The following is a 22516-nucleotide window of genomic DNA, read 5'->3' on the forward strand; positions in this document are numbered from 1 at the left end:
CATTCATTGTTACTGTGATCAGCTTATTTAATATAATTGAAGTTTATCGGTAACAAATAATTCACCGTGCTTTGTCTGGCGGCGCGCTATACACCGTTCCCATGACAGTCGATCAAGCCGCCTGCCTGACCGTTCCCGAGACGCAAACCGCCATGGCGCCGCGTAGGGTCCTGGTGATTCACAATCCCACCGCCGGCCGCCGCCGCCGCCGGCTGCTGGACATGGTGATGACGGCCATCACGGGGCTGGGCGGACAGGTCACCTGCCGCGAGACCGGCCGGCGCGGCGATGCCGAGGATTTCGCCGCCCTGGCCAGCGCCGACGATTTCGACGCGGTGATCGCGGCGGGCGGCGACGGCACGGTCAACGAGGTGCTGAACGGTCTGGGGGCGGGGCAGGGCGGGCTGGCCCTGGGGGTGATTCCCCTGGGCACCGCCAACGTGCTGGCCTGCGAGATCGGGCTCGATCCCGACGATGTGGAGCAGGTGGCGCGCACCGTCGCCTTCGGCCCGGCCCGGCGCATCCATGTGGGGCTGGCCAACCGGCGGCGCTTTTTGCTGATGGCCGGCGCCGGCCTCGACGCCCATGTGGTGGAAGGCGTCAGCACCGCCCTGAAGCGGCGGGCCGGCAAGTTGGCCTATGTGGTGGAAAGCCTGCGCCAGGCGGTGGGCTACGATTTTCCCAAGCTGACCGTCCGCGCCGACGGGGTGGAGTACGAGGCGCGCATGGTGGTGGCCTGCAAGGGCCGCTTCTACGGCGGGCCGTTCATCGCCGCCCCTGACGCCGATCTGGCGGCGCCCATGCTGGAACTGTGCATCCTGCCCAATCCGGGCATGGCGGGCATGCTGCGCTACGGTATCGCCCTGCCGCTGGGCAAGCTGCCGGGCCTGCCCGAGGTGAGGGTGGTGTCGGCCCGCAATATTCTGATTACCGGGCCGCGCGGCGCCCCGGTCCAGGGTGACGGCGACATCGTCGCCCGTCTGCCGGCGGAAATCTCCATCGCCGACGAGACGGTGGACCTTATCTGTCCCTGATCCTCTGGCCCTAATCCTCCAGATCGTCCCGTTCCATGGTGCGGCGGCGTTCCTCGGCCAGGGAGTGCTGGGTGGCGAATTCGCCGGCCGTGTCCAGCACCAGGATGGCCCCGGCCAGACGGCCCCAGGCCGCGGTCTGGTCGGGATTGCGCGGACGCAGCCTGGCCCGCAGATCCACCAGCAGCCGCATCAGCGTCCGCCCCGGCATCAGGGCGAGGGGCGCGTCGGGCAATGCCGCGATGCCGAACGCCTCCTGCACCGCTTCCAGACCGGTACGGATATACTCCTGATCGCTTTCGTCGAGCGGCAGGATGCGGTCGGGCGTCTTGCGCACCAATCGTTCGCCGGCAAGGTCGGTAGGGGGAGGTGTGGCCATGGTCGACGGTACTCGGGGGTGATCCAGGCTGGCTTCATTCCAATATATGGTGTGGACAGCAAGGGGAAAAGACGGAGATGGATGACGCCTTGGACCACATCGCCGCCTACCACGTCCGCACCAAGCATTTCAGCCGCCGCTATGCCCGGGGGCCGGGCTTCCTCGACTGGGAGACCCAGCCCGATCCCTTCCGCGCCTTCGCCGGGGCGCGGCGCATCGCCCTGCCCCTGCGCCAGGGGGCCGAAACCCCGCCGCTGCGGGCTCTGGAGCAATGCGCGCCGGCTCCCCTCGATCCGGACGGGCTGGGCCTGTTCCTTGAGCTGGCGCTCGGTCTGTCGGCCTGGAAGGAAGTGGGCGAGGCCCGCTGGGCGTTGCGCAACAATCCCAGCAGCGGCAACCTCCATCCCACCGAAGGCTGGGTGATCCTGCCGCCGCTGGCGGGGATCGGCCGGGGGCCGGGCCTCTACCACTACGCCCCGTTCCACCACGCCCTGGAGGAGCGGTGCCGGTTGGATGCGATGCCCGCCGCCCTGCCGCCCGGCGCCTTTCTGCTGGCCCTGTCGTCCATTCCCTGGCGGGAAGCGTGGAAGTATGGCGAGCGCGCCCTCCGCTATTGTCAGCATGACGCCGGCCATGCCCTGGCCGCCGCATCCTATGCCGCCGCCTGCCTGGGCTGGCACCTCCGCGCCCTGACCGCGCCGGGGGACGAGGATCTGGCGGCGCTGCTCGGCCTCGACCGCCCGGAATCCTGTCATCGCTTCGAGCCCGAGCATCCCGACCTGATCGCCCTGGTGTCGCCCGTGCCCCTGGCCGAACCCGTGCTGCGGCCGGTGACCGGGGAATGGGCGGGCGAGGCCAACGTCCTGAGTCCCGACCACGAGGTCTGGGAGGTGATCGGCCAGGCCCTTGCCCGGTCGGAAAAGCCGCTCACCCCACCGGCCCCGTCGCCGCCCTCGTTCCCGTCCCCGCCTTTGCCGGGCGGCGACGAGGCGGCCGGCGCCATCATCCGCCGCCGCCGCAGCGCCCAGGCCATGGACGGTGTCACCGGCATGGGGCGCGACGCCTTCCTGCGCCTGCTGGCCGCCACCCTGCCCGACCAGGGGCGGGTACCGTGGCGTTCGTGGCCCTGGGCGGCGCGGCTGTCGCTGGTGCTGTTCGTCCATCGGGTGGAGGGGATGGCTCCCGGTCTCTATGCCCTGGTCCGCGACCCCGATGCGCGGGAGCGGTTGCGGGCCGATTGCGATCGCCGCTTCCTGTGGGAGAGGGCCGTTCCCGACCTGCCGCTCTATCGCCTTGCCGATGGCGATTTCTCGTGGGTGGCCACCGAGGTGTCGTGCACCCAGAGCATCGCCGGGCGCGGCGCCTTCTCGCTGGGCATGCTGGCCGATTTCGACCGCACCCTGGCGGAGGAGGGGCAATGGGCCTATCGCCGCCTGTTCTGGGAGGCCGGGATGATCGGTCAGGTGCTCTATCTGGAAGCCACGGCGGCCGGTCTGTCGGGCACCGGCATCGGCTGCTATCACGACGACGAGGTCCACGATCTTCTGGGCCTGCCGCCGGGCGGAGGGCCGTGGCAGTCTCTCTACCACTTCACGGTGGGCGGCGCGGTGGAGGACACCCGCATCGCCACGCGGCCGGCCTATGGGCATCTCAGTCCGGCTGGTTCTCCGCCCTGACCCATTGGCCGCCGGCCAGTTGCGCCCGCATTTGGGCCGCCTCCTCGCAGTCCTGGACGAAGGCCAGGACGGCGGAGCGGGCGCATTCCGCCGGATCGCGGCCCAGCTGGCGGGCGACGGTATAGAGGCGGGACGCCAGATCGGGGGCGAGGTCGATGCGCATTGCCGAAGTCTCCAACCTAATCCGCTTGATTCTTGCACCGCTTGGCGCGAAAACCCAGCCCCATGAGCACACTCTCCGACGCCATCGCGCTTAGGCGCACCTTCGCCATCATCTCCCACCCCGACGCCGGCAAGACCACGCTGACGGAGAAGCTGCTGATGTTCGGCGGCGCCATCCAGATGGCCGGTGCCGTGCGCGCCCGAGGCGAGCAGCGCCGCACCCGTTCGGACTGGATGGCCATCGAGAAGGAGCGCGGCATCTCGGTGTCGGCCTCGGTGATGAGCTTCGAGTATGGGGGGCTGTCCTTCAACCTGCTGGACACCCCCGGCCACGAGGACTTTTCCGAAGATACCTACCGCACGCTCACCGCCGTGGATTCGGCGGTGATGGTGCTGGACGCCGCCAAGGGCATCGAGACCCAGACGCTCAAGCTGTTCGAGGTCTGCCGCCTCCGGGACGTGCCGATCATCACCTTCGTCAACAAGGTGGACCGCGAGGGCCGCGAGACCTTCGACCTGCTGCACGAAGTGGAGAAGACCCTGGCGCTGGACGTGTCGCCCGTCACCTGGCCCATCGGCATGGGGCGTGATCTGAAGGGTGTTTACGATCTGGTCAACGACCGCGTCATCATGTTCGACCCCGGCCGCGGCGACCACATCGCCGAGATCAGCGTCGACGCCTCGCTGGAGTCCCCCAAGCTGGACGAGGCGGTGGGAAAGGCCGCCGCCGACCGTCTGCGCGAAGAGGTGGAACTGGTGCGCGGCGGCTATCCCGAATTCGACCTGGAAAGCTTTCTGGCCGGTCACCTGACCCCGGTGTTCTTCGGCAGCGCTTTAAAGACCTTCGGCGTGGCGGAACTGCTGAAGGGTATCGGCCGGCTGGCGCCGCCGCCCATCTCGCGCAAGGCCGACACCCGCACCGTCGAACCGGACGAGGCCAAGGTCAGCGGCTTCGTCTTCAAGGTCCAGGCCAACATGGACCCCAATCACCGCGACCGCATCGCCTTCTTCCGCATCTGCTCGGGCCGTTTCAGGCGCGGCATGAAGCTGAAGCATGTGCGCTCGGGCAAGGTCATGGCCCTGGTCAATCCGGTGTTCTTCCTGGCCCGCGACCGCGAACTGGCGGAAGAAGCCTTTCCCGGCGACATCATGGGCATTCCCAATCACGGCCAGTTGCGCATCGGCGACACGCTGAGCGAGTCCGAGGACATGAACTTCCTCGGCATTCCCACCTTCGCGCCGGAAGTGCTGCGCCGGGTGCGCCTGGACGATCCCATGAAGGCCAAGCAGTTGAAGAAGGCGCTGGAGGATCTGGCCGAGGAAGGCGTCTCCCAGGTGTTCAAGCCGCTGGATGGCTCCACCTGGATCGTCGGCGTGGTCGGGCCGCTGCAGTTCGACGTGCTGACCACCCGCATCGAATCCGAATACAACATCAAGGCCGGATTCGAGGATGGCGGCTTCGTCACCGCCCGCTGGGTGGCGGCCGACACCGAAGCCGAGATGAAGCGCTTCATGGACTCCAACAAGTCCAACATGGCCGAGGACCGCGACGGCGCCATGGTCTATCTGGCGCGCAACTCCTGGCAGCTCAACCGCGCCCAGCAGGATTTCGAGAAGATCCGCTTCACGGCGACGCGCGAACAGCACTGAGCCGATGCATTGTTTTCACTGTGGAAATTGGCGTCCCGGAAGGGAAAAGACATCCGATTTCAATAACTTATTGACTCATTGAAAATAAATGCGTTTTCGGAGCAAAATGGTAAACACGAATGGTAAACATACCAAAATGAGGGTGCCATGGCCGTGGTTTGGCGGGGGGCTTCCTGTCGCTTTGTGATCCGGGTGCCAAGAGACCTTGAAGCTACCTTCGGGAAGCAGATCGTCGAGACCCAGAAGGGGGTATCACGCACCCTTCCAAAGCGAAGGCTGAACGACCTTGAGCTACAGTGGCGGGCATCCAAAAAGGAGATGTTCGAGCAGGTTCGAACTGCATCCAACGGCTCTCACTACATTTCTCGGCTGGAACTTCGGCAGGCCGCCAGGGATGCGGCAATACGAGGTGTTGGGCATTTTCCCGACCCCATCATAACCACTGGCCTGAGAGTCGGTGGAATGGTGACGCCCAACCCAACGGTCGAGGAGCTTCGTGCGGAGTTGGATGCTATTGGGGCGACGGCCAAGATTTATGCCGACATATGGATCGATGAAAAGGGCTGGACGCTGGCGAAGGAGGGGTACGACTTTTTCCTGGGATGTGTGCGGAACTCGCTCGAAGATCGAATCGTTTACGACATCATGAAGCATCTTGGTCATCTTGATGACCGTGGTGGCGATATGGCGACTCAGTTAATGCTGAATCCTGCCCGCGCCCCAGGGGAAAAGTCTGTCCTTAGCCAAAATAGGATCGACGATGCCGAATGGAATCTTGGTCGCCGTCGCCTGACATTGATGCAGGCAATAGGAGAGTTCAAGCAGAGGCCCGATTTTGTGCGTCTACGCTACACGACGAAGATGACATTTGACGATACATTCAGCATCATTACCATGAAATTTGGCGCAACTCGTGAGGTCCATACAATAGTTCCAGAGGACTTCTCTGGCATTGGCCTTGATCTGCCAAAGCTACCACTTTACCTAAAGCGGCGCATCAAAAACGGGGGGAGCTTCAATGCGTTGGTCAATGAGAAAGGCGAAAAAATCGCAAGATCAACTGTGAACAGGCATATTGGAAATATTAAGCAAATATGGAAGTGGCTTGCCGGGCAGCGCCTTATAAAACATGACTCAACAAGTGAACTTAAGACGGTAAAGGGCGAGCAAAAGCATCCGCGCCACGTGCTAACTGCTGATGATATAAAGAAAATTTTTGTAATTAGAGCAAACGAGATTCATGGCGGCGACAGGAACTCAATGAATTTCTGGCTGCCATGGATTGGATTGTACACAGGCGCACGGCGCGGGGAAATTGCTCAGCTAACGCCGCATGATATACGGCCATATGCTGGCGTTGAGTGCTTCTATATCGAGACCCTTGAAGAGAATGGTGCTATTTCTGAAAAAACTGTCAAGACTGATGCTTCAAAGAGGGTTGTTCCCGTTCATTCTGAACTCATTGAGCTTGGCCTTCTTGATTTCCGTGATCGCGCCACGGGCAATAAGAATGGAAAATTATTCTCAGAACTAACCTGGAGCACCACCCATCGATGGATGGGCAAGGTCGAGAAGTTTCTGTCTCGGGTATCGCCGTGTTGCTCGCAGAGTTGGTTGAGATATCGATTCCATTGAATTTTTGCCATTTGCGTTTTCCTCCATGAGCGTTTTCAGTGAAAACGCTGGGGCGGCCTGGAAAACGCTGATGAAAGAGGCTGTCACTGGTCCCGTCGGACGCAGCTAAGCCCCAGCCTACTATTTATCCTGGTGGTTTGCCCAAACGGCCTGATTCCCGGAAATATTTCATGGCCCAAAACGCGGTGGCTGCATGGGTGCAGGACAGTGACTGACGCCCCAATAAGCCGCTGATCCAAAAGCCGTTTCACCCACAATTCCGGGTGTCGTCATTGTTGCTACAAGGGTGCGGTCATGTTATTGTATCGACATTGATGCTACGCAGGAGCGCATGATGCGTGTGAATGTGAAGAAGTGGGGCAATAGCGCTTCCGTGCGCATTCCTGCCGCTGTCATGGAGGCTGCCCATGTCCGCATTGATGACACGGTGGATGTGCAGGCCGTAGACGGCAAGATCGTCATCGAGCTGGTCCGTGAAACGGATTACGAGCTGAATCAGCTTCTGGACCGCATCACCCCTGAAAATCTGCACGAGGCGATCGACTTCGGCGGTCCGGTCGGCAAGGAAGCTCTGTGAGATGGCCGGAAAGTATGTGCCCGACGCTGGCGACGTGGTGTGGCTGCAATTCGATCCCCAGCTTGGTCGTGAGCAGCGCGGGCATCGTCCCGCTCTGGTGATCAGTCCGGCTGCCTACAACGGCAAAACCAATCTGATGGTTTGCTGCCCGATGACCAGCCACATCAAGGGCTACCCCTTTGAGGTCGCGATTGATGGCGAGGAATCGTCCGTCGTCCTGGCCGATCAGGTGAAAAGCCTCGATTGGACGCAGCGCCAAGCGGTGTTCAAGAAGAAGGTGTCGCCTGCCACGCTGTCAAAGGTGCGGCGGAAAATCTACGCCCTACTTGGGCAGCCATAGGCCGGAACCATCCCAACTTGGTCGGCGGCTGCATGGGTGCAGTTCCGAGATATATCCCTCGATAACGCACTGATACGGCAGGTGATTTCCCGATGATTTCACCCATGTCGTGTTACACGACGCTATGGCGCTTTGCGCTCAAATCGGGAATTGCCCATGGCCTATCCACCACGCAGCGCTACATCGAGGTCAACGACCAGATGATGCGGGCTGCTGTGGAGAACCTTTAGCCAACCTCCCGCGAACATACTTGAAGTATGTCCCTTCCCAACGAGATGGGGTGGCTGCCGTTGCGCACCTTAACCTTTTGGATTGGTCGAGATTAGGCTATTCTGGTATTAACGGGTGACTGCTTGTCAAAGGTATCTAGCGGAAAGGATAGGGTCATGGGATGGGGATGTGACCACGAATGGTCTGCGTACAAAAAATGGAAGACAACAATATGGGGAGGTCGGGGGGGGGATTACTACACTCACAAATGCCGGAAATGCGGTAAGGAAGAGAAGTGCGAGTTAGTTTCCAACCCAGAGGCCGGAAGTCACAACGAATACGCCCCCAATTTTATATGCAAAAAATGTGGCAACGGCTAAAAATTGCGTCCTCAGAAGGAAGTGATTGGACATCCCCCCCTGGCTCAGAAGAAATAATGGGCGATCAGGGGCGCTAAGGGCGTGATGTCGATGATCGTCGGTCGCTGCCACATCGCATCCTGCACCTCAGCGGGGAGATCAGCACGACCAAAAGCCGGACGTGGCCGAGTTGCAACGGGGCGTACTTAAACTGATCTAACCTATCTGCAGTCCTCAAGAGCGAATCAAGTTTAACAAAAATATGTCAGGCCAATGGCTTGGTAATAGCGTTGTGCTTTTGCAGGATTATGGTTAATTGGCTTGTTCTGCTATTTTTTCTTGCATTGTGATGGGCGCATTTTCATTGATGTCGCTCTACGGTAGTTAGCCTGTTGACATATTCCCTCTGCTTTTTCTCCAATAATTTTAGCTGCATCATATTCATTTGAAGCCTGCACATCAACAATCGTAGCCCCAGTCTGGTTGTCGCAATAAACAAGACATGAGTACGTCAATGTGCGATTTGATTGTGTTTTTAGCTTGTCTAATGTTTCAGAAGCACTGCCCTCCGATGGAGATGATTGGGGTTTGCTTGCTTGGCATTTCAAAGGATTTTTGCGGCATTCCTCCATTGCATCAGCAACAGACTCCGCAGCTCCTCGCACCGCTCCGCCAATCAAGCTGTTGGGTGTTTTGGAGGTGTCGCGAATTTTGTTGGCCTCCGCGCGCCCACCACTAGCCTGTAAGGCTGAAGCATGCATCTTTCAACCATCCGCATCAGGAACTATCGTCGTCTCAAGGACGTCCGCCTTGACCTTGACCGACAGATCTCGATCTTCGTAGGCGCAAACAACAGCGGCAAGACATCGGCCACACAGTCCACTGAGAGCACATGCCCGAGGAAAATGATCGCCTGCCTTGCACCCCTTGCGAAACCCAAGCCGGGGCGCTAGTTTCCTTGGCGACGTCCCGGTAGCTCAGCAGGATAGAGCAACGGTTTCCTAAACCGTAGGTCAGGGGTTCGAATCCCTTCCGGGACGCCACTCTCAAAAAATGGCGGATTCTAGCCATTCCCGGCGAGACAACTCTCCATCCGTTACACAGTCTCGTTACGCAGTTCGTTACACAGTCTGCCGAGGCAGCAGCGCCCAGATAAATACCTCCATCACCAACGAAGGAGGTTCCCATGTCCGATATCTGCGCAATCCCATCCCATCCACGGCCTGTCAGCATCGTGCTGGTTCCGATTGCCGGGATGGTGTCGGCCAGACCAGACCTGGGCCATTTCACGGCGCTTGAAGAGGTCAGGCTCTGCATGGCCGGGATGCCAATCAAGGATGCCGACATAAGATTTTACAACATGCGCGACCACGGAAGTCGGATCACCCTTGAATTCTCCGGCACCGCCATTGGCTACACTTCGATTGGCATGGCACCCGGCATCGAAATGGTGGCTCAGGCTCCAATTGAGGTCTCGACCGGTGATGTCGTCGGCATCGCCGACCGCGCCGCACTGAAACTCGGCCCAGTTATCACCATGGTTGATCCAGATGGTGACGTACTTCAAATGACCACAAACAGTTATGAGATCAATTTTTGATTTCGTAAAATTCCTCGCATTCAAAGCATCGAAGTTTACCAGATAAGGTCACACAGAAAGTTATTCCGCCACAGTGTGGGCAAGTTTTGGCGTGATCATCTGGATTTTTTGATCTGTCATTTGGAAATTTTATGATTTTGCATTCATTGTTCATCATCGCTCTCCATTTCTAATTTGCGGCACTCCATTCTTATCTGCTTGAGATCAGCATCATCCTCGCACCACACCATTATCTCGGCATACCCCATACGTGAAAAAACGACATCGAGGTGTTTGTCGGTTAATTGGCCTGCACCGTTAGCTTTGCAGGCACAGATCGACGAAGCGGCATGGCGGTCCTCGGGAGCCTGCCACACAGGACAGCGATCAGGTCAAGTCCATCGTTCGCAGCTTGGGAACGGATGCGACTGGCGCTAACGATCCTGGCGGCATTGATCCTGATCAGTTCGCCTACTGCGGTTCTCAGGTCACCGTGAACCGCGAACAGCGCGAGTTTAATAACCAGGGCCTGCCGAGCACCGAGGAATCGATTGCGAGTATTGTCAGTTCCTCGTCTGCCGACGCCCCTGACGCAAGGTCGGCGGCCTAATCCCTTATTAGGCCGTAAACTCATAAACAGGCTTCCCCTTCGTCGCGCGTCGTGATTCAACGATTCCCTCTGGCACGGAGGGCATTGATGGCACGGCGGCGGTACGAGTTGACGGATCACGAATGGTCGATCATCGAGCCCTTGCTTCCGAACAAGCCTCGCGGCGTGCCTCGGGTTGATGACCGTCGGGTCCTGAACGGTATCCTGTGGCGGTTCCGCACGGGCTCGCCTTGGGCGGAAGTTCCCGAGCGCTACGGCCCATCGACCACCTGCTACAACCGGTTCGTCCGCTGGCGCAAGGCGGGCGTCTGGGACCGGCTTCTGGAGGAAATCTCCAAGGCTTACGATGGCGACATCATCATGATCGACTCGACCTGTGTCCGCGTTCACCAACACGGGGCCACGGGAAAAAAGGGGCTCTCGACGATGGCAGCATGGGACGTTCCCGTGGGGGGCTCACCAGCAAAATCCACGCGCTCGTCGATGCGGAAGGCCGTCCCGTCACCCTGCGCCTGACCGCCGGGCAGGTCCACGACAGCGTCGAGGCCGAAGCCTTGCTCGATGGAGCCTTGGGCGACGGCTCAACCCTGCTGGCCGACAAGGGCTATGACAGCAACGCCATTCGGGCCTTGGCCGAGAAGAACAAGACCTGGGCCAACATCCCGGTCAGGTCCAACCGCAAGGGCACCTTCGCCTTTTCCGCCTGGGTCTATCGCCAGCGCAATCTGGTCGAACGCTTCTTCAACAAGATCAAACACTTCCGGGGGATCGCCACCCGCTATGACAAAGACCCACGGAATTTCCTCGCCGCCGTAAAGCTCGTCGCCCTGCGCATTTGGTGCGCCGCGTAATGAGTCTACGGCCTAGTACCATCGACCTTCCGGACGCCACCCTTGCATCGGTTTCGGCGGGACGGGCCAAGCCCCGCCGAAGCCGTCTGGTGGGATTTGGCCGCGACCGGCGCAAAGTGTCCAGAAATGGGAGCAAATTATTCCGCCGCCTGAGGCTGGGGATGACCTCCCAACTGGTGGTCGATGCCCTGATGATGGCGGTGTGGCGGTGCGGCAGGCCTGATGCCGTGCTTCACCACTCCGATCGCGGCAGCCAGTATACCAGCGACCAGTTCCTGCGCCTGCTGGCCGATCAGCTCAATGAGCCGGGTCGGAAACGTCTGGGACAATGCCGCCATGGAGAGCTTTCAAGACAGAGCGGACCGCCAGAAAGGTCTACCGTACCCGCGATCACGCCAGGGCCGATGTCTTCGACTATATCGAGCGCTTCTATGACCCCAGGCGGCGGCATTCCATCCTGGGGCATCTCAGTCCCATGGAGTACGAAATGAAGGCGTCATAAGCCAAACATTCCGTCCACCGAACCGGCAGCAGGCCAGTCATGTGCGCCAGTGCATCTGCAAGGACAGCAGCGGCATCATGATGGATTCAAGCAAGGCGACATCCTCGGGGAAGTTCTTAGGGCGCAGTTGATCGGCTCGTTCCTTGATTGCCTGGAGATCGTCAGCCCCGATCCAGGTCAGCCGCCGGAATAAGTGCATATAAATCACCTCCAGCAGCCTGTCTTGCCCCTGGACTTGAGAATCGTCACCGATATCAGATACGGTGGTCAGAAACGGAAAGACCAGAATGCCGTTAAGAACTCCGCCGCACATGGCTTGACGCAATAAAAGATCATAGGCGTAGTCAAGGCTATCAAAACTCATAGCCTCGATGATCTTATTCTTTGAATTTTTGTTAACAATGTATGAGCCTGCCCCGGCAAATGCCCTATTCCACAGTGCGGCATTCGTCAGAGATATGCTATTGCTTTCCAGGCACTGCCGGCGAGCCTTCATCAAGTCGGCCATGTCTATGGCATTGGAAACATAGAAGTCTATTAGAATTATATCCCAGTCGTTCTCCGAGATGGACTCAATAATACGTTCAAGCCAGAACTGAGTCGCATGACAAAATTTTGTGTCATCCTCAATAATCATTACATGGTTATCATAGCACTTGGATTGACGTATGCACTCAACATGAGAGTGATAGTTTCCCTTCAGATTGGGTGATGCAGTCCCCTTTGTATCAAGAACCAATTGTGACTGGGCGGAAATGGCCTCAAAACGGTGAAGGGTCCACTCGTCTGTAAAGGCGGACTCGCTGAAATTTCTGACAAGCTCGTCGTTGCGGCCAGTAGCGCTCTGCAGGTTGATGTATAGGATATCCAGCTTCACTGCATGTCTCCGTGGCAACCGTGGCCGCGTTTCAGGGGCGCCGAGTCGAGGCGGTGGAGAGGCCTATGGGAGGGCTACGAGGAAATATTGGAGTAGGCATCAGGGCCAGTGGGTACCGTGAATCCCCCCTCCTTCAGCCTGGAGAAACTCATCCAATAGCGATCAAAACTCACAGGGCAAGCCCGTTTTCTGCACGCAACCGCCCCAGAACCTGCTCGACATGAATGTCCACGTTGAACCGCTCCGCCACCAGGGTCTTGGCCTGGATGCCGACGTGCTCGGTCAGGTTGGCATCCGCGGCAGCACACACGCTGGCGAGGTTCCCATCCGAAGGAACGAACAGTATGGTCTCACCATGCACACATTCCGCGCCCAGCCTCACGCTGAAATCAGACACCGAGGCACACCCCAGCGCCGAGGCATTCAACACCCGCTCATGGATGGATTCGGGAAAGCTCGGAACGGAATTGACGGCCATTCGGCTTTGCGCCAGCAAGTTGACGACGCTGTCATAGGACTGGCGACCGATAAATTTAACATTCGGGGGCATGGTCCTGGAGAAGTGATCCTCCGTACCGGTCACCACCACATTCAGATTCGGCGGAATATCGGCCAGGGAATCAAGAAGGTCTCGCCGCTTGCGTTGGCGCACAACCTCATCAAGATGATGAAGTATATGTAGCAGCCCACTACGCATATTGGGGTCCAGCGACATGAAGTCCGACACCCCATGCTGCTTCAGGACATGCAGGAATACCGAGAGTGGCGGGAGCATACCATGACTGCTGCAAAGCGCTTCATACAGGTTGGTCGCAATGTTCTCGAAAACCGGGCTGACCGAGACCGCCCTTAGTTCATCAAGAAATGTCTCAATCGTCCTGGGGATGAGCGTCAACGGCACCAGAACATCGATCGGCCGCGCGTCATGGGGGAGGAGTTGCGGCACCACCCGCTCCGGCAGGCTGCAGAACTCCTTCGTCAACTGGTATTGATCGGCGGAGCCGAACAGGAAACGGATTTCTTCGATCAGAGACGGCGTATCCGCCCACATCTGGGCTGAGCGCGGGATGTTTTCCAGCCGCTCGGTCATGAAACTCGCGAAGGCGTGATCCCCGAGGCGACCAATGACGGGGACATGGCAGGCGTCAAACAGTGAAGTGTTGCTGTAATGATTATGGGCGTTGATTCTCATGTCAAAAAAGAACATGCCCGCATAAAATACCGTATCCGGCTCAGCCAATTGCCGAATAAAATCTTTCATAAATTCGTCCCGGCCCGACGACAGCAGGAGGGTGGAATGACCGTGACGCTCCAGCGCCTCCATCAGGACGAGCTGATAGTAGGTCAGAACACCATAATTATTCCCAAGCCGCGGATCGACGAAAACAAACTTCATTCCCCCTCCTTATGCGGAATAATTCACCACCGGCCGCCAAGGGCGGCCATAATTACCGTTGGCGAAATCAAGGAAATGGGCCACCATCACAACGGCTTTTTTCCCGTCATCTTCTCAATTGCCGTGAAATAGTCGTAGTCCCAGCGCATACCCTGCCACTCGGTACAGTCGGCACAGAATGGATTTGCATGAAAGTCGCCCCGCAGATGGATCTGACGATATTCCTCATAGGCACTTGATTGCCAAATTTCTTTTATGCTGCTTGTGCGAATGTCCCCGATTTTGCTCTTGTTGTACCAATCATCGACGCAATACCGCGCCTCGCCCACCTCATTGATATTGAACCGTCGCCAGAACTGCTGACATGGCCACCGCTCGACCGGCTCGAACGGAACTTGCTTTCCCGTCAGATTCGGGCCGGGCTGCCCGGTGACATGCGTGGCGTCGTAATAGGTTCGAACCATGACATTATCAACCAGCGGCTGCCAATACTCCACGAAGGCAGGTATTTCGGCCCGAGCCTCCTCCTGGTCTATGATATTGACTTGAATCCTGGCAGGCGCCTGCAGGGCGGCGCGCCGGTCGATCAGGCGATGAATATTATCATGAACCTTCTTGTAGTGCCGCGACTTCCTGATGCGTTCATAAGTTTCTTCGTGAAAAGCATCCAGGCTGATATTGATAATGTCGATCAGGCGTTCATGAAGAATAATCTCCGCCTTTTCCGGCGTAAGAAGGGTGCCGTTGGTAGTCAGGTTGATCAGCTGAATACCCTTGCCCTTGGCATAGCGCATCATGTCGATGAAGCGCCGGTGGGTCAGCGGCTCGCCATCGGTTCCCAGATTCAGGATCGACCAGGGATGGAGCGCCATCTCGTCAATGATCTTGACCCACACGTCCCACGGCATCTCGGTGCCAACATAGCCGGCGTGGTGGGAGTACGCCTCCCAGTGGCAGTGGATGCAGCGTTGGTTGCAGACATTGGTGATACTGACCACGACCATTGGAGGGAAGTCTTTGGCGCGCTCGGAATCGAAGCCATAGTCCACAATCCGATCCTCCTGCATGCCCATCCGGGCGGGGGCTCAGCCACATTTCTATCCAAGCGGCGGGCGCCTCCGCCAGATCAAGGAGGCAGGACGGCCCGAGGCACTCGCCGGCGGGCCGAGGTGCCCACCCCAGAAATCTGGCGCCTGGATCGCGTCCACAGGGCGGCACACCCTGATATCCGCATGATAGAGTCTGACCAGCAAGATTAGTATAATGATCTGCAAAAGTTAACCATAGCTTAAGACGGGGCTGTCTCTGATGCTCATTGACCAAAGAATTAGCAGAATGCTATAGATAGCAGTCGTAAAGAGAGGGGGGCTTGCAATGATTGGGGTTGCCGTCGTCGGGCTTGGATACTGGGGCCCAAATCTCGTGCGGAATGTCCTCGGCAATTCCCGCATGCAGCTTGTCGCTATTTGTGACTACTCTTCTGAGAACCTTCAAAGAATGGCTGCCAAGGTGCCGGGCATCATGGCGACGACCAACTTTGAGGATCTGCTTTCCAACCCCCAGATCGACGCCCTTATTATTGCCACTTCAGTGATGACTCATTACGAACTGGCCATCCGGGCCCTGAAGACGGGAAAGCATGTTCTCGTCGAGAAACCGATGGCTCACTCCGCCGAATGCGCCGCCAGACTGATAGAAGAGGCGGACAAGAAAAATCTTATCATCATGGTTGATCATACATTCGTCTACACAAGCGCTGTCAGGAAAATTAAGGAACTTGTGGACAGCGACGACATCGGCCAAATTCACTATTATGATTCAGTTCGCATCAATCTTGGTATATTCCAGAGCGATGTAAATGTTATTTGGGATCTTGCGGTGCATGATTTTTCTATCATGGACTATATTTTTGGCCGTGCTCCCGTGCAAATCAGCGCCATCGCCCGCAGCCACGTCCCAGGGCAACCCGACAACATGGCTTATGTCACGGCATTGTATTCGGATGGCTTGGTGGCGCATTGCCACGTCAACTGGATGGCGCCCATGAAGGTGCGCACCACCCTTATCGGCGGAGCGCGAAAGATGATCGTCTACAACGACATTCAGTCGGACGAGAAGATCAAGATCTACAACAAGGGTGTTTCGGTCGATTCCGAGCGCACTGATCTGCGCATCAATTACCGCAGCGGCGACATGCACGCCCCGATGCTTGACAATGTCGAGGCACTGAGCCGTGTCATTGAAGCATTCGCGGATGCCATCGAACGGAAGGCGGTGTCGCCAACCGCTGGGCAGTGCGGCCTTCGCGTGGTGAAGATGCTGGAAGCGGCCAGTATTTCGGCCAAGCGGCTCGGCGAACCGGTCACGCCTCAGGCCTGATAGGGCCTCTTTTGTCTTGGGGGATGTTCGATGACGGTTCCATTTCTCGACCTCAAGCAACAATATCAGAGCATCAGAGCCGAGATACTAAGCGCGATCGCGACGACACTTGATTCTGGCCAATTTGTACTTGGCCCAGACGTGGAACGGTTTGAACAAGGTTTCTCCAGCTTTGTCGGAACGAAATACGCAGTTGGCGTGAATTCGGGCACAAGCGCGTTGCACCTGGCGTTTCTCGCGCTGGGGATCGGCCCTGGCGACGAGGTCATCACCGTGCCGCATACTTTCGTGGCGACGGTGGCGGCCATCCGCTACACGGGCGCCCGGGCAATCCTGGTGGATTGCGATCCCGTCCGCTTCACAATGAGCCCGGAGGCCCTGGAATCCACCATCACCAGCCGGACCAAGGCAATTGTCCCGGTCCACCTTTATGGCCAGTGCGCCGACATGGCCCCCATCCTCGCCATCGCCAACCGCCACGGCATTCCGGTGATCGAGGACGCGGCGCAGGCCCATGGCGCCACCTACAAGGGACAGGGCGCCGGTACCATGGGTGTCATGGGCTGCTTCAGTTTCTACCCCGGAAAGAATCTCGGCGCCTATGGCGAAGGGGGGGCGGTGGTGACGAATGACAGCCGACTGGCCGCAAAGGTGGCCGCAATGCGTGACTGGGGCCAGGAGGTCAAGGGCATCCACGCCCTGCCCGGCTACAACTACCGCATGGAGGGCATTCAAGGGGCAATTCTTGGCGTAAAGCTGCGTCACCTTGCAATCTGGATCACCCAGCGGCAGGCCGCGGCGGCGCGCTATGATGAAATGCTGTCCGGTGCGCCCGAGATCACTGGCATAGTTCCGCCGGCCCCCTGCCCTGATGGCGCGCACGCCTATCATCTTTATGTCGTTCGGGTCGCGAACCGCGATGCGGTGCGGGCGCGCATGGCCGAATTGGGTGTTCAGACCGGGGTGCATTACGCCTTGCCCGTGCACCTCCAGCCATCACTGACGGACCTGGGATACGGCCCAGGGGCATTCCCTGTCGCCGAACAGACGGTCCGCCAGATCATCTCACTGCCCATGTTCCCCGAACTGACGGAGGAGCAGGGCAAGACGACTGTCGATACCTTGCGTCAGGCGATCGCGGATGTGGGGCGATGAGTGCCGGCCAGGCATTGAGAACCGACGCAGCCACCCGGCAACGTTACGACACGCTGTATGACGCCTGCCCCCATGGACTCGTCCAGCAATCTTCATGCTGGGCCGACGCCACGGCCCCGCTTGGTCCAGACGACGCCATATTCCTGGTCGCCGGCGATGGCGATCAGGATTTTGCCGGACTGCCGCTCTACTTGTATCGTCACGCCGCAGGCAATCTTATCACCTCGGTTCCCCAAGCCGGGCCGCTGGGTGGGATCTTCTGCCGCCCAGGCCTCGACGCGGCCACCCGACGGGCCGCATTCCAGTCATTGCTCGGCAGGGCTGTTGCGCTGTCACTGGAACACGACTGCATCGCCTTGACCATCATCTCCGACCCGTTCCAGCAAGATGACGAGCTTTACCGGGAGCATCTGCAGCCCCAACTTGAATTCGAGAATTTCACCCAGGCCTGCATGGTGGACGGCTTGGTCAGGGAGGGACGGGTCCTGCCTCCAGCATCGGATAAGCGCAGGAATGTACGACGGCATCTTCGACGGGCTCAGGAATTCGGCTTGCGGTCGTGGCTGTGCCGCGATGACGATGAATTCGACCGGTGGTACCAGATTCATTGCAAGCGCCACCGCGAATTGGGTGCCGCCCCGCTACGCCGCGATCTCTTGTCAAACATTCTGGCCAGGCTTGGGGCACGAAAGAGTGCATTTCTGGTCCTGGCGGCCGCAGGGGAGCAAATAGTCGGCGGTTGTCTGTTCGTGCACAATCGCATCGTCGGCGACGTCTTCATCATGAGCATGGACAGTGATTTCGCTGATGCCGGAACGAATTACTTCCTGGTTGAGCAGGGACTGCTGGAGTTTCATCGCCGGGGGGTGAAGATCATGAACTGGCAGTCCTCCTCCAGCCGTGCCAGCGGCGTTTATGCCTTCAAGAAGCAGTGGGGCAGCGAGGAGTACCCGTATCGTTTTTATACTCGGATATTTCGGGATGTATCTTTCTTCCGCGATATGGGGAGCGTTCAAATGGCCAGGTTCTATCCGGGCCATTACGTGGTTCCGTTTGGATTGTTTGATGAGGATGATGGCGACGTGCGGCTGTTCCGCAAGCTCTAGGCAAACTTGCCGGCAGATGATCGGAGAGAGATAGATGGGCAAAACCTTTTCCAAGGTGGTGGTCACTGGGGCGGCCGGCTTTGTTGGCTCGACGATCATTGATCAGATGCTTGCCTCGGACATGGCCGCCGAGATCGTAGGAATCGACAATTTGGTAAGAGGCCGGGCTTCGAACCTGGCTGGCGCCCTTGCCTCCGGTCGGGTCCAATTCGTCGAAGGCGACATCCGCGACCGAGGCCTGATGGAGCGGCTGATGGACGGCTGCGACTTACTGTTTCACCAGGCCGCCTTGCGTATCACCCATTGTGCCGCGGACCCCCGTCAGGCCATGGAGGTTATGGCCCTGGCGACCTTCGATCTGCTCGAACTCGCCGTAAAGCACCGTGTTGATCGGGTGGTGGCCGCGTCGTCGGCCTCCATTTATGGCCTGGCAGATCGCTTTCCCACGGATGAGTCATGCCATCCCTACGACAACCGTACGCTCTATGGCGCCTGCAAGATGTTCAACGAAGGCCTGCTTCGTTCGTTCAATGATATGTTCGGCCTGAACTACGTGGCATTGCGCTATTTCAATGTGTTCGGTCCGCGTATGGACATCCATGGGGTCTACACCGAGGTCTTGATCCGGTGGATGGAAAGAATCGCAGAGGGCAAGCCTCCGCTGATTTTCGGCGACGGCACCCAGACCATGGATTTCATCTACATTGACGACGTTGCGCGGGCCAATGTCCTGGCGGCCCAAAGCTCGTGCTCCGATGAGGTCTTCAACATCGCCAGCGGTACGGAAACCAGCCTGAAAGAACTGGCGATCGCCCTTCTGCGGGTGATGGGCTCCTCCCTTCCGATCGAGTACACCGAGGAGCGCAAGATCAACCCGGTGCCTCGCCGGCTGGCTGACACACGTCTTGCCCGGGAGAAGCTGAACTTCACCGCGGCCTACGATCTCGAAGTCGGACTGAAGCTCATGGTCGACTGGTGGCGGGCCCAGAAGGGAATGGAGGCATGATACCAGTCGCACGCCCGTGGATGGATGATCTGGAGGCAGAGGCCGTCCGACGGGTCATCAACTCTGGATGGGTCACCCAGGGGCCGGAGGTCGAGGCCTTCGAGCGTGAATTCGCAACTTTCGTTGGGGCGCCATACGCTTGCGCCGTATCCAACTGCACGGTAGCGCTTCATCTTGCGCTGCTGGCGGCCGGTGTTGGTCCTGGTGACGTGGTGGCGACGGTCAGCCATTCGTTTATCGCCACAGCCAACTCAATTCGCTATGCGGGTGCCGTGCCGCTGTTCATCGACGTACAGCCGGAGAGCGGCAATATCGACCCGGAACAGCTTCGTGCGGCCCTGGCGAGGGATATCAAGGCGATCCTGGTTGTGCATCAGATCGGAATGCCTTGCGATCTCGCCACCATTGGAGAAATCGCAGCCGGGGCGAATATCCCGGTGATCGAGGACGCAGCCTGCGCCATCGGCAGCGAGATCAAGGTTGACGCCAGATGGCAGCGTATCGGCCGGCCTCACGGACTTGTGGCGTGCTTCTCCTTCCACCCTCGCAAGTTGCTCACCACCGGCGAGGGCGGAATGATCACGACCGCGGACCCCGACATCCACAGCCGTTTACGACTGCTCCGCCAGCACGCCATGTCTGTCAGTGACCGGGTCCGTCATGGATCGGCTACGGTAACCAGGGAGTCCTACACAGAACTCGGCTTCAATTACCGGATGAGTGACATCCAGGCCGCCATCGGCCGTCAGCAATTGCTCCGTCTCCCGGAGATCGTGGCGGAGCGGCGCCGTAGAGCCGATCACTATTCCCGCCTGCTTGCTGATATGGCTGGCATCACGGTGCCGAGGGAGCCCCATTGGGCCCGCAGCAATTGGCAATCGTACCAAATCGTCCTGGAACCGGGGGTGGATCAGGCGGCGGTGATGCAGGACTTGCTTGACGCCGGCATTTCCACGCGACGAGGCATCATGAATGCCCATCGCGAGCCTGCCTATCTCGACCAGCCATGGCTGTGCCTGGGTAATCGCCCGGATTGTGGCTGCGCCAATTCCACTTGCCGGGCACTGGCTAACAGCGAGTCCATTCAGGAGCGGGGAGTTATTCTTCCGCTCTTTCACGGCATGACGGATGAAGAACAAGAATTTATTGCAATGGAACTACGCGCATCCCTTGACAGACGGGGGACAATTCAAGCTGCCAACGTCAAGGAGCATTAGCTCATGCCCATATCATCCGATGTGAAAATTGGCGATGATGTCAGAATTTTCCACCCTGACCTCGTGAATCTTTATGGGTGCTCCATTGGCGCGGAAAGCAAGATTGGCACTTTTGTCGAGATCCAGAAGAATACCAGCATCGGGAGGCGCTGTAAGATCTCGTCCCACAGTTTCATCTGTGAGGGCGTAACCATTGAGGACGAGGTCTTCGTCGGGCATGGGGTGATGTTCATCAATGACCGCTATCCCAGGGCAACGGCATCAGACGGTCAGTTGCAGACGGAAAATGATTGGACGGTCGTCCCCACACTGGTCAAGCGTCGTGCGTCCATCGGCAGCGGCGCCGTCATAATGTGCGGCATTACCATTGGGGAAGGTGCGATGATCGGGGCTGGGGCCGTTGTGACCGCCGACGTGCCCGATGGTGCCTTGGTTGCCGGAGTTCCTGCCAGGCTCCGGGCCGGTGACCCGTTCCCCTGATTGATCCCGGTCAGAGGGAGAGTCTCATCATTGTTTGATGCCCGATTTGGGTGGGGATGGCAATGTGGGCCGGGGTGACCTGCCGTGGAACTTTCATCCAGCCGTAAGTAGAGCCTTGGGCGAAGTTACGCCGTGTGGCGCGGTGTGAGCAATGGGGCCGGGCTCGGAGCCCCGGAGGGGCGGAGAGAGCGGCCCCATTGCTTTGAGTTTGGCGGCGTGAGCCGCCGGGGTCTGGTACCCCAGGGCCGAGTGCGGCCTGGCTGTATTGTAATCGGCGACCCAGGCGGCGATGACGGCGCGGGCCTGGGCCATGCTGGTGAACACCGTCTCGTTCAACAATTCGTCGCGCATCCGGCCGTTGAAGCTCTCGACAAAGCCGTTCTGCATGGGCCTGCCCGGCGCGATGTAGTGCCATTGCATGCAATGATCCTGCGTCCACTTCAGCATGGCATTACCGGTCAGCTCGGTGCCGTTGTCGGACACGATCATCTCCGGCTTGCCGCGCCGGGCCACCAGCACCGTCAATTCGCGGACCACACGCACGCCCGAGATCGAGGTGTCGGGCACTGCTGCCAAGCATTCCCGCGTCACATCGTCGACGATGTTGAGCACGCGGAACCGCCGCCCGTTGTCCAATTGGTCGTGGACGAAATCCAGCGACCAGCGGGCGTTGGGCTTGGCCTCCACCAGGATCGGTGCGCGCGTGCCGATGGCCTTGCGACGGGTGCGGCGCTTGCGCACCGCCAATCCTTCCTCGCGGTAAAGCCGGTAGATGCGGGTGATCCCCGACGGCTCACCGTCGCGCCGCAGCAGGATGAACAGTCGTCGATAGCCGAACCGGCGGCGTTCCTGGGCAAGCCCGCGCAGGCGGTCGCGCAGGCCGCTGTCGTCGGGCCGAACGGAGCGGTAGCGGATCATGGTGCGATCCACCGCGATCACTGCACAGGCCCGACGCTCGCTCATCGCGAAGCCACTCCGCAGATGGGCGACAGCTTCCCGCTTGGCGGCGGGCCCTACCATTCTTTTCCCAGAAGATCGCGGAGCGCGGCCTCGTTGAGCATAGATTCCGCCAGCAGCTTCTTCAGCCGGGCGTTTGCTGCGCTGCCCTTCGGGTCTCATCCTCAAGCGCCTTCAGCCGCCGGGCCTCCGACACATCCAGGCCGCCGTACTTGGCCTTCCATTTGTAGAACGTGGCGCTCGAAATGCCGTGCCTGCGGCACACATCCGCCGTCGCTGCCCCGACCTCCTGCTCCTTCAGGATGCCGGTGATCTGTTCCTCGCTGAACCTGCTGCGCTTCATGTCGTCCGTCCTTTGATAGGCCGGACTCTACTTCAAACT

At 59.1% G+C, this 22516-nt stretch carries 20 protein-coding genes, 1 tRNA gene and 3 pseudogenes; 17 read left to right on the plus strand and 7 right to left on the minus strand.

The window, feature by feature from the left end; translation table 11 throughout:
* Positions 1–101: 101 nt before the first annotated feature.
* Entirely contained in the window at positions 102–1034 is a 933-nt protein-coding gene (locus CP958_RS23215) for a YegS/Rv2252/BmrU family lipid kinase (protein ID WP_242443098.1), read from the plus strand.
* A 10-nt stretch (positions 1035–1044) separates the two neighbouring features.
* Here CP958_RS23215 and CP958_RS23220 read toward each other — a convergent pair whose 3' ends face one another.
* Positions 1045–1410: a hypothetical protein gene (locus CP958_RS23220; protein WP_096704560.1), complete on the minus strand. Its 366-nt coding sequence runs from the start codon at positions 1408–1410 to the stop codon at positions 1045–1047.
* A 77-nt stretch (positions 1411–1487) separates the two neighbouring features.
* Here CP958_RS23220 and CP958_RS23225 point away from each other — a divergent pair, with 77 nt between their 5' ends.
* Positions 1488–3086, plus strand: coding sequence for a SagB/ThcOx family dehydrogenase (locus CP958_RS23225; protein ID WP_096704561.1), 1599 nt, complete (start codon positions 1488–1490; stop codon positions 3084–3086).
* Here the strand turns inward: CP958_RS23225 and CP958_RS23230 are convergent.
* A complete protein-coding gene (locus CP958_RS23230; RefSeq protein ID WP_096704562.1) occupies positions 3061–3249 on the minus strand; it encodes a hypothetical protein in 189 nt (62 codons plus the stop codon). The two genes, CP958_RS23225 and CP958_RS23230, sit on opposite strands and share 26 nt — an antisense overlap.
* Before the next feature lie 62 nt (positions 3250–3311).
* Here CP958_RS23230 and CP958_RS23235 point away from each other — a divergent pair, with 62 nt between their 5' ends.
* The 5 genes from CP958_RS23235 (at position 3312) to CP958_RS27415 (ending at position 7680) form a co-directional block, all read left to right on the plus strand.
* Entirely contained in the window at positions 3312–4898 is a 1587-nt protein-coding gene (locus CP958_RS23235) for a peptide chain release factor 3 (RefSeq protein ID WP_096704563.1), read from the plus strand.
* A gap of 147 nt (positions 4899–5045) precedes the next feature.
* Complete coding sequence (locus CP958_RS23240) at positions 5046–6533, plus strand: hypothetical protein (protein ID WP_096704564.1); 1488 nt, start codon at positions 5046–5048, stop codon at positions 6531–6533.
* Between the two features lie 331 nt (positions 6534–6864).
* Positions 6865–7110, plus strand: coding sequence for an AbrB/MazE/SpoVT family DNA-binding domain-containing protein (locus CP958_RS23245; protein WP_197706445.1), 246 nt, complete (start codon positions 6865–6867; stop codon positions 7108–7110).
* 1 nt (position 7111) lies between these two features.
* Positions 7112–7450: an endoribonuclease MazF gene (gene mazF, locus CP958_RS23250; protein ID WP_096704565.1), complete on the plus strand. Its 339-nt coding sequence runs from the start codon at positions 7112–7114 to the stop codon at positions 7448–7450.
* Between the two features lie 104 nt (positions 7451–7554).
* Entirely contained in the window at positions 7555–7680 is a 126-nt protein-coding gene (locus CP958_RS27415) for a hypothetical protein (protein WP_277948894.1), read from the plus strand.
* Between the two features lie 668 nt (positions 7681–8348).
* Here CP958_RS27415 and CP958_RS26125 read toward each other — a convergent pair.
* Positions 8349–8780 (minus strand): hypothetical protein, encoded by a 432-nt coding sequence (locus CP958_RS26125; protein WP_141400620.1) that lies wholly within the window; start codon positions 8778–8780, stop codon positions 8349–8351.
* Positions 8781–8985: 205 nt separating this feature from the next.
* On the opposite strand from CP958_RS26125, the gene CP958_RS23260 reads away from it, so the two are divergent.
* The 4 genes and pseudogenes from CP958_RS23260 to CP958_RS23275 form a co-directional block, all read left to right on the plus strand.
* A tRNA-Arg gene (locus CP958_RS23260) sits at positions 8986–9062 on the plus strand.
* A gap of 143 nt (positions 9063–9205) precedes the next feature.
* Positions 9206–9619 (plus strand): hypothetical protein, encoded by a 414-nt coding sequence (locus CP958_RS23265; RefSeq protein ID WP_141400621.1) that lies wholly within the window; start codon positions 9206–9208, stop codon positions 9617–9619.
* A gap of 676 nt (positions 9620–10295) precedes the next feature.
* A pseudogene (locus CP958_RS23270) lies at positions 10296–11059 on the plus strand (IS5 family transposase).
* 161 nt (positions 11060–11220) lie between these two features.
* A pseudogene (locus CP958_RS23275) lies at positions 11221–11561 on the plus strand (IS3 family transposase); the annotation flags it as partial.
* A gap of 37 nt (positions 11562–11598) precedes the next feature.
* Here the strand turns inward: CP958_RS23275 and CP958_RS23280 are convergent.
* From CP958_RS23280 to CP958_RS23290, 3 genes are all read right to left on the minus strand, one after another.
* Entirely contained in the window at positions 11599–12438 is an 840-nt protein-coding gene (locus tag CP958_RS23280) for a hypothetical protein (protein ID WP_141400622.1), read from the minus strand.
* Between the two features lie 169 nt (positions 12439–12607).
* Positions 12608–13834, minus strand: coding sequence for a hypothetical protein (locus tag CP958_RS23285; RefSeq protein ID WP_096704569.1), 1227 nt, complete (start codon positions 13832–13834; stop codon positions 12608–12610).
* An 86-nt stretch (positions 13835–13920) separates the two neighbouring features.
* The gene (locus CP958_RS23290; RefSeq protein WP_170959084.1) at positions 13921–14883 is read right to left on the minus strand and encodes a radical SAM protein; all 963 of its coding nucleotides are present in this window, start codon (positions 14881–14883) and stop codon (positions 13921–13923) included.
* 325 nt (positions 14884–15208) lie between these two features.
* Between CP958_RS23290 and CP958_RS23295 the strand changes: the two genes are divergently transcribed.
* Genes CP958_RS23295 through CP958_RS27420 form a run of 6 tightly spaced genes read left to right on the plus strand, consistent with a single transcriptional unit; the run spans position 15209 to position 21177 of the window.
* On the plus strand, positions 15209–16213 hold the full coding sequence (locus CP958_RS23295; protein ID WP_096704571.1) for a Gfo/Idh/MocA family oxidoreductase: 1005 nt from the start codon (positions 15209–15211) through the stop codon (positions 16211–16213).
* Positions 16214–16243: 30 nt separating this feature from the next.
* Positions 16244–17368, plus strand: a complete 1125-nt coding sequence (locus tag CP958_RS23300) for a DegT/DnrJ/EryC1/StrS family aminotransferase (protein WP_096704572.1) — start codon at positions 16244–16246, stop codon at positions 17366–17368.
* On the plus strand, positions 17365–18474 hold the full coding sequence (locus CP958_RS23305) for a GNAT family N-acetyltransferase (RefSeq protein ID WP_096704573.1): 1110 nt from the start codon (positions 17365–17367) through the stop codon (positions 18472–18474). Before CP958_RS23300 ends, CP958_RS23305 begins: the two co-directional genes overlap by 4 nt.
* Before the next feature lie 34 nt (positions 18475–18508).
* A complete protein-coding gene (locus CP958_RS23310) occupies positions 18509–19480 on the plus strand; it encodes an NAD-dependent epimerase/dehydratase family protein (protein ID WP_096704574.1) in 972 nt (323 codons plus the stop codon).
* Positions 19481–19500: 20 nt separating this feature from the next.
* Positions 19501–20697: a DegT/DnrJ/EryC1/StrS family aminotransferase gene (locus CP958_RS23315; RefSeq protein WP_242443099.1), complete on the plus strand. Its 1197-nt coding sequence runs from the start codon at positions 19501–19503 to the stop codon at positions 20695–20697.
* A gap of 3 nt (positions 20698–20700) precedes the next feature.
* Positions 20701–21177: an acyltransferase gene (locus CP958_RS27420; protein ID WP_096704576.1), complete on the plus strand. Its 477-nt coding sequence runs from the start codon at positions 20701–20703 to the stop codon at positions 21175–21177.
* Between the two features lie 93 nt (positions 21178–21270).
* On the opposite strand, the pseudogene CP958_RS23325 reads toward CP958_RS27420, so the two are convergent.
* Positions 21271–22477: pseudogene (locus CP958_RS23325) on the minus strand (IS3 family transposase).
* Positions 22478–22516 lie beyond the last annotated feature (39 nt).

The organism is Magnetospirillum sp. 15-1 (assembly GCF_900184795.1).
Lineage (GTDB): Bacteria > Pseudomonadota > Alphaproteobacteria > Rhodospirillales > Magnetospirillaceae > Phaeospirillum.

What these genes read in the sequence shown, in the direction of transcription:
- CP958_RS23215 (WP_242443098.1), top strand. Translation starts at nt 102, where the DNA reads ATGACAGTCGATCAAGCCGCCTGCCTGACCGTTCCCGAGACGCAAACC.
- CP958_RS23220 (WP_096704560.1), bottom strand. Translation starts at nt 1,410, where the DNA reads ATGGCCACACCTCCCCCTACCGACCTTGCCGGCGAACGATTGGTGCGC.
- CP958_RS23225 (WP_096704561.1), top strand. Translation starts at nt 1,488, where the DNA reads ATGGATGACGCCTTGGACCACATCGCCGCCTACCACGTCCGCACCAAG.
- CP958_RS23230 (WP_096704562.1), bottom strand. Translation starts at nt 3,249, where the DNA reads ATGCGCATCGACCTCGCCCCCGATCTGGCGTCCCGCCTCTATACCGTC.
- CP958_RS23235 (WP_096704563.1), top strand. Translation starts at nt 3,312, where the DNA reads ATGAGCACACTCTCCGACGCCATCGCGCTTAGGCGCACCTTCGCCATC.
- CP958_RS23240 (WP_096704564.1), top strand. Translation starts at nt 5,046, where the DNA reads ATGGCCGTGGTTTGGCGGGGGGCTTCCTGTCGCTTTGTGATCCGGGTG.
- CP958_RS23245 (WP_197706445.1), top strand. Translation starts at nt 6,865, where the DNA reads ATGATGCGTGTGAATGTGAAGAAGTGGGGCAATAGCGCTTCCGTGCGC.
- mazF (WP_096704565.1), top strand. Translation starts at nt 7,112, where the DNA reads ATGGCCGGAAAGTATGTGCCCGACGCTGGCGACGTGGTGTGGCTGCAA.
- CP958_RS27415 (WP_277948894.1), top strand. Translation starts at nt 7,555, where the DNA reads ATGTCGTGTTACACGACGCTATGGCGCTTTGCGCTCAAATCGGGAATT.
- CP958_RS26125 (WP_141400620.1), bottom strand. Translation starts at nt 8,780, where the DNA reads ATGCATGCTTCAGCCTTACAGGCTAGTGGTGGGCGCGCGGAGGCCAAC.
- CP958_RS23265 (WP_141400621.1), top strand. Translation starts at nt 9,206, where the DNA reads ATGTCCGATATCTGCGCAATCCCATCCCATCCACGGCCTGTCAGCATC.
- CP958_RS23285 (WP_096704569.1), bottom strand. Translation starts at nt 13,834, where the DNA reads ATGAAGTTTGTTTTCGTCGATCCGCGGCTTGGGAATAATTATGGTGTT.
- CP958_RS23295 (WP_096704571.1), top strand. Translation starts at nt 15,209, where the DNA reads ATGATTGGGGTTGCCGTCGTCGGGCTTGGATACTGGGGCCCAAATCTC.
- CP958_RS23300 (WP_096704572.1), top strand. Translation starts at nt 16,244, where the DNA reads ATGACGGTTCCATTTCTCGACCTCAAGCAACAATATCAGAGCATCAGA.
- CP958_RS23305 (WP_096704573.1), top strand. Translation starts at nt 17,365, where the DNA reads ATGAGTGCCGGCCAGGCATTGAGAACCGACGCAGCCACCCGGCAACGT.
- CP958_RS23310 (WP_096704574.1), top strand. Translation starts at nt 18,509, where the DNA reads ATGGGCAAAACCTTTTCCAAGGTGGTGGTCACTGGGGCGGCCGGCTTT.
- CP958_RS23315 (WP_242443099.1), top strand. Translation starts at nt 19,501, where the DNA reads ATGGATGATCTGGAGGCAGAGGCCGTCCGACGGGTCATCAACTCTGGA.
- CP958_RS27420 (WP_096704576.1), top strand. Translation starts at nt 20,701, where the DNA reads ATGCCCATATCATCCGATGTGAAAATTGGCGATGATGTCAGAATTTTC.